This window comes from Candidatus Thiodiazotropha sp. AKAK3 (assembly GCF_058244645.1).
Genome location: NZ_JBSYOQ010000038.1, coordinates 1 through 5,290, shown reverse-complemented (window position 1 = coordinate 5,290; position 5,290 = coordinate 1). Strand labels below are relative to the sequence as shown.

The window sequence follows — 5,290 nt, the reverse complement described above, 5'->3', positions numbered from 1 at the left end:
ACTCAAGCCGCGATTGCGGCGTTGCACCCCTTGGTAAGGGAACAACCATTACCTGCGGGCTGCGCCTTGCACTCACGGCTTGAGCGGCTTTCTAAATACAGGGTTTATATGACGCACCACACTAGCTGTGGCCAATAATCGTGTTAATCCTGCACCGATCTCTCGTAGGGTGCGGCCCTGCCGCACCAGTCTTGGTTCGAACCAGCAGCTTATCTCAAAAAAGAGATAATCCTAAAAAATCAGTTGACCGCTCCATCCTAATAGCAGATTACTGATTTTAAAGAAAATAGCTTCGATACTCATGGTCACCTGCTGTGTAACTGATCTTTTCAGGAAAATCTACTCAGGATCAAACCGATAGCCAAAGGCTTCAATATCACGCTTGAAATGGGTTGCCACCAGTTCAGCCAGATCATCCGTGTAGTAACTGCGAAAATCCTTGGAACGATTGGTGGCCTTGCGTTTGTGGGGCAGTGAGATGCCATCGACTTTGATCTGTCGGGTTATCTCTTTGAAGTCTTCTGCCAGATTCTCATAGTGCCCGATAAAGTCCACCAGGATATTGCCCTGTAGATCGATCAGATAGTCGAGCTGGGATTGAATCGAGGTGTCGACATGGTATTGATAGGCCCGTTGCGGATCGAGCTTCCAGCGAATGAAGTGGTCGAAGTCCTCGATATGCTCAAGCAAGTGGGGGCGTTCGCGCCGGATATGGTGGTATGAGCTGACCTGTAGATCCCAGGGGTTGCGCACAATGGCAAATTTATAGAGATCGTTGAAAAAGCTTTCAGGCAAGAGTTCCTTGGCGGCAACGATGCGTGAATGCCGGGGAAACTTGGTGCCAATGCGATGCCCGCTCATGTGGCTGAAGCGGGAGCAGAGAAACATCGGATAGTACCAGGGGTCCCGCCACCGCAAGGGCTGCAGGGCTGACCTGACACTGGTGCCGCCGGTCTTGGCGATATGGACGAATAGAAAGTTGTACTTGATGGAAAGCAGCATGGCGTTAACTGATGAGTTTCAAATAGTTTGTGGCGCTGACATCTGCATGGTACATCTTTACAGCCTCTTGTAGCAGCTTCGGGTCAGGGTTCTGTTCGAGCACCGAGATCATCGCCTCGGCAAGCGCCTGGTGATCCCCGACAGGAACCAGTGGCGCAATACGCCCCTCATCCAGGATCTCGTTCGGACCGCTGGGACAATTGGTAGAGACTACCGGCACACCCAGTGCCATCGCTTCCGTCAGCACATTCGGAGAGCCTTCCCAGCGGGATGAGAGCACGAAAAGATCAGCGTGCCGCATATAGACATAGGGGTTTGAGGTGAATCCGGGCAGGGCCAGGTCCGCTGCAACCCCCAGTGATTGAGCCTGATCCAACAGCGCCTCTTTTTGCCGTCCATCTCCGAGGATAATTAATCTGCAAGGCCGATTTGCACGCACCTTGGCAAAGGCCTGGAGTAGTGTCTTGAAGTCCTTTTGCTGGGTCAGGCGTCCAGCACCTAGGATAACTGGAATCTCCTTATCACTCAGCCAGGGGTGGGGTATTGGGGCTTCTGCCGATTTATTAAGTTGTGCTGTGATCACCGGATTGCGTACTACCGTAACCTTTTCCGCTTCGACACCGGAGACTGCCAGGGTGTCCTGTCTGACCCCTTCAGATACCGCAATAATCTTGTCGATGTGTGGATAGAGCAGGCGTATCGGCAGTCGTCGTAATCTCATACGCCAGGCTGATTTGTGGGCCAGGGCAGCGGTTAGATTGGTACCCAGGCGCATCAATAGGCGGGTTTTGCGGGCGCCAGCCAGGGCTCTTGCCAATACTGCCATGCGTCCAGCGCGATCTTTGGCCGCCAGCAGACAGGGTGGATTAACCTCCCGTAAATAACGTCTGAGTGGCCACAGGCTGGTTGCGGTATGTCGGCTGCCCAGGTCTATTCGTCTGATCTGGGGATGGAGTGTGTCCAGGTGTTTGCTGTGGGTTTTAATCAACAACAGGTCTACGCGCTTACCCTGCTCAGCGATGGCATTCACCAGGTTTAAAACCATGCGTTCCACACCCCCCTCCCCAGAGAGAGAGACAACTACAGCCAGGTCTGGTTGAAGCGATTCAGGTTGCTTCATTTCTTGCTGGGCAGGGCGTCGTAGTGGGGTAATTTATGTGGCTCTTCGAACCAATCAGCTGCGGAGCTGGTAAAGATGTTCTGTGAAGGTCTGATCCCAGGATCTTTATCCAGGGTGCCCGCTGGAACAATTACCGCCTTGCCACTTTGCGACTGCCAGGGTAGAGAAGAGCCGCATCTCTTACAAAATCCGGTGGCAAAGTGTTTTGCTTCAGCCAACTCATATCGACCTACCTGATCCTCACCTTTCAACCAGCGAAACTGTTTCGGTGAGACAAGAAGGTTGGCAGCAAAGGCGCTGCCGGTAAATTTTCGGCAGCGTGAACAGTGACAATACTGGAAGATTCCAAGATGGCCGGTGATTTCGTAGCGCACCTCTCCGCAGAGACAGCTTCCAGTGGCAATGGGTTGCTCTTGCTTCATCGGTTAAGCCTCATTTGATTGATCTACTCGTCTGTTTACAGGGGCAGATTGATGTCTGAATGTCATCAGGGGAAAGGCGTATGCGATACCGGCAATTATCAACCAGTAAAAACGCCAGTTCCAGTGAAGATGCCGGAAGTCGGTAAGACTATAGACCGCGATGAGAACAAAGTTGCTGAAGAGAAAAGCCAGAAAGTAGATCGAGATACGTTTTTTCTGGTATGCCTCCATGATCTTGGAGACCATCAGGCCGCAGATCAGGGCAATCAGCATGATACCCACCAGCCCCAGTTGAAATACCACTTCCAGATAGGCGTTGTGCAGATGGTCGAAGCCGACATCCCGGTGATCTCGTAGCGCAGGATTTTTTTCTGCCTCCACCAATGCGTGTGTGGTGCCGGGTCCCCAACCGGTAAATGGGCGCTCCAACCACTTGTTCAAGCCGAACTCCCACAGATGCAGGCGATAGGTTGTCGAGGTTAGCGGTGCCTGGTTGAGACCTTCACTAATCACCACCCCAAGCTCCTGCTGTTCGCTGGAGACTCGCTGCAGGATAGTGTTCCAGTTGAGAGCCAGAATCAGGGCCAGTATCACTCCCATGGTGGTAAGGGGGATCAGCAGTGAGACCTTCGGCTGTCGTTTGCTTTGGCGGGTGAATTTGAGGGTTAGAAAAATGGTTGGAATGGCGAAAAATATAGCCAGCCAGACGCCACGGGATTGACTGATAATCAAGCCCTGGGTGAAAAAGAGAATGGCCAGGATGATCACAATGACAGCACCGTATCGCTGTGTGTTGCTCAGCTGAAGGTGAGGATTAAGACGGTAGACTGCCAACACGATTAATCCAAGGATCGCAGCTGCACAATCGAAACCGAAAATAATTGGTTTACCGAAATGGAGACCGGAACGGATTCCCTGGCTGACTTGGGAGATAAGATCTCCATCAATTGCACTGAAGATACCCAGGCTGAATCCTCCAATCATCAATGCCAGGGTGGTAGGAATCCGCTTTGGTGACTGACTGAGCCACCAGGCGGGAATAAAAAAGAGAAACAGCAGTGACCAGTCCCTCGCCTGATTGATCTGGGTTTTGTGGTCAGCCTCGATTTGGCTGGTGGCATCCATGCTGCGCAGGATGATGTAGCCAATGATCAGCAGGCAGCACCAGATCAGCATCTGTTTTGGCAATCGCCGCCAGGCATCGGATGAAATTATCAGGCCAATCAACATCAAGCCCAGGCCAAGATTAGCACCGGCAATACTCAGCAAACTGAAAAACGCGAAAACATAGAGTCCGATAACGCCGATCCAGTCGCTGGTTTTTTGCAACCTTGATTCAGGAGTTCGTAGCGGTGCGAAATAGTTAGCTAAGGTTTGTGGCATATCGATATCTATCTATCTTTATTATCACTTGAGACCGATGGCATGGACTATGTTGGCCGCCCGGTTTGGCCAGCTATAGGCATTGGCATCTTCGCGGGCCTGTAGCGCAATGCGTTGTGCCAGTTCGGGATTATCTCTCAATTCACCTACAGCACGCACCCATGATTGTGGATCTTTGGGATCAGCCAGCAATGCATTGCGGCCCGGCTGAAGAATCTCTCGCAGTGGCGGAATGTCACTGGCGATGATCGGCCTGCCAGCTGCCATGGCTTCAAACAGCTTCATCGGACTGATGCCATCAGCATGGCTCAGATCAGCCTGGTAGGGGAGTACAACCAGCTCGCTATTTTCATAGAGTGCAGCAACTTCCCGGTGCGGCACGCTGGGCCGATATTGGATTGCAGGGTGGTCTGGTACCGGATCGTCACAGTCACCTACCAGCAGCACCTTACCCTGGTCGGCATAGGCAATCTCGGAGAGAATATCGAGACCGCGATCCCGACTGATACGCCCCAGATAGACGATCCTGGGATGGTTGAGTGCTGCCTTATCGAGCGGCGCTACTTTCTGGAAGGTTTCCAGTTCAACCCCGGAGGGACTGACATGGATGCGGGCTTCATCGGCTCCTGCCTCGATCAACGCCTTTGCGGCACTCTGACTGATTGGAATCAGATGCCCGATCACCCCTTGGCGATGATAGTCGACCACCTGCTTCAGCTGGCCTTTTTGAATCATCGGTTGCAGGGTGTGAACCTCGAAGTGGTGGACTATACCCTGTGATGCCAGCCCCAGGCTCAGCTCCGGAGAGCGAACATAGACTGCCTTGGCCCGACCTAGCATGCGCTTATGAAAGCGAGCAAAGGCCGAGGTGGGCCAGCGACGATGGAGCAACTGAGAGGCGCGGATATCGGTCGGGGTTTCAATCCCCATCTCATCCAGACGTTGTGCTGGTGTGACCGGACGATGCCATGGGGGAAGATAGAGACGGCTCTTGATGCCAAGACCGGTCAACGCCGCCACAGTATGCAGAGTCTGGATCAGATTGGCACGATTCCGATGCAGCCGACTACGGCCCAGATAGATCAGATCGGGTAGATCACTGTTCAGCATTGAACAAGACTTGGAGTTACTACTGAAACTATCAAACCTGTGGGGCGGCTTGCCGTACCATGCTGAGCGTCGGATGAGAGAAGTGGCCTATTTGCGTTCATTCGCTTTATTTGTGCACTGTTATATTAGCGTCCGCCTCTAAGGAGGGAGTTGCATAAGTTGTAGGGTACGGCCTGAATGGCACTTACTTAAGCCGTTTTGGTGGGGCAGGGCCCCACCCTACCGTTCAATTCAGGGCGTAGGGTGGGGCCCT

The 5,290-nt window shown here is 52.8% G+C and carries 5 protein-coding genes; all 5 read right to left on the bottom strand.

Annotated features, from left to right (window positions below; genetic code table 11):
• Nucleotides 1–339 precede the first annotated feature (339 nt).
• From AC4IE7_RS07445 to AC4IE7_RS07425, 5 genes are read right to left on the bottom strand one after another with little or no spacing between them, the layout of a single operon-like run.
• Nucleotides 340–1,002, bottom strand: coding sequence for a sulfotransferase family 2 domain-containing protein (locus tag AC4IE7_RS07445; RefSeq protein ID WP_490776190.1), 663 nt, complete (start codon nt 1,000–1,002; stop codon nt 340–342).
• A 4-nt stretch (nt 1,003–1,006) separates the two neighbouring features.
• Nucleotides 1,007–2,122, bottom strand: coding sequence for a glycosyltransferase (locus AC4IE7_RS07440; RefSeq protein ID WP_490776189.1), 1,116 nt, complete (start codon nt 2,120–2,122; stop codon nt 1,007–1,009).
• The gene (locus AC4IE7_RS07435) at nt 2,119–2,544 is read right to left on the bottom strand and encodes a GFA family protein (protein ID WP_490776188.1); all 426 of its coding nucleotides are present in this window, start codon (nt 2,542–2,544) and stop codon (nt 2,119–2,121) included. Before AC4IE7_RS07435 ends, AC4IE7_RS07440 begins: the two co-directional genes overlap by 4 nt.
• A gap of 3 nt (nt 2,545–2,547) precedes the next feature.
• Complete coding sequence (locus tag AC4IE7_RS07430; protein ID WP_490776187.1) at nt 2,548–3,927, bottom strand: O-antigen ligase family protein; 1,380 nt, start codon at nt 3,925–3,927, stop codon at nt 2,548–2,550.
• Between the two features lie 24 nt (nt 3,928–3,951).
• Nucleotides 3,952–5,037, bottom strand: a complete 1,086-nt coding sequence (locus AC4IE7_RS07425) for a glycosyltransferase family 4 protein (protein ID WP_490776186.1) — start codon at nt 5,035–5,037, stop codon at nt 3,952–3,954.
• Between the last annotated feature and the right edge of the window lie 253 nt (nt 5,038–5,290).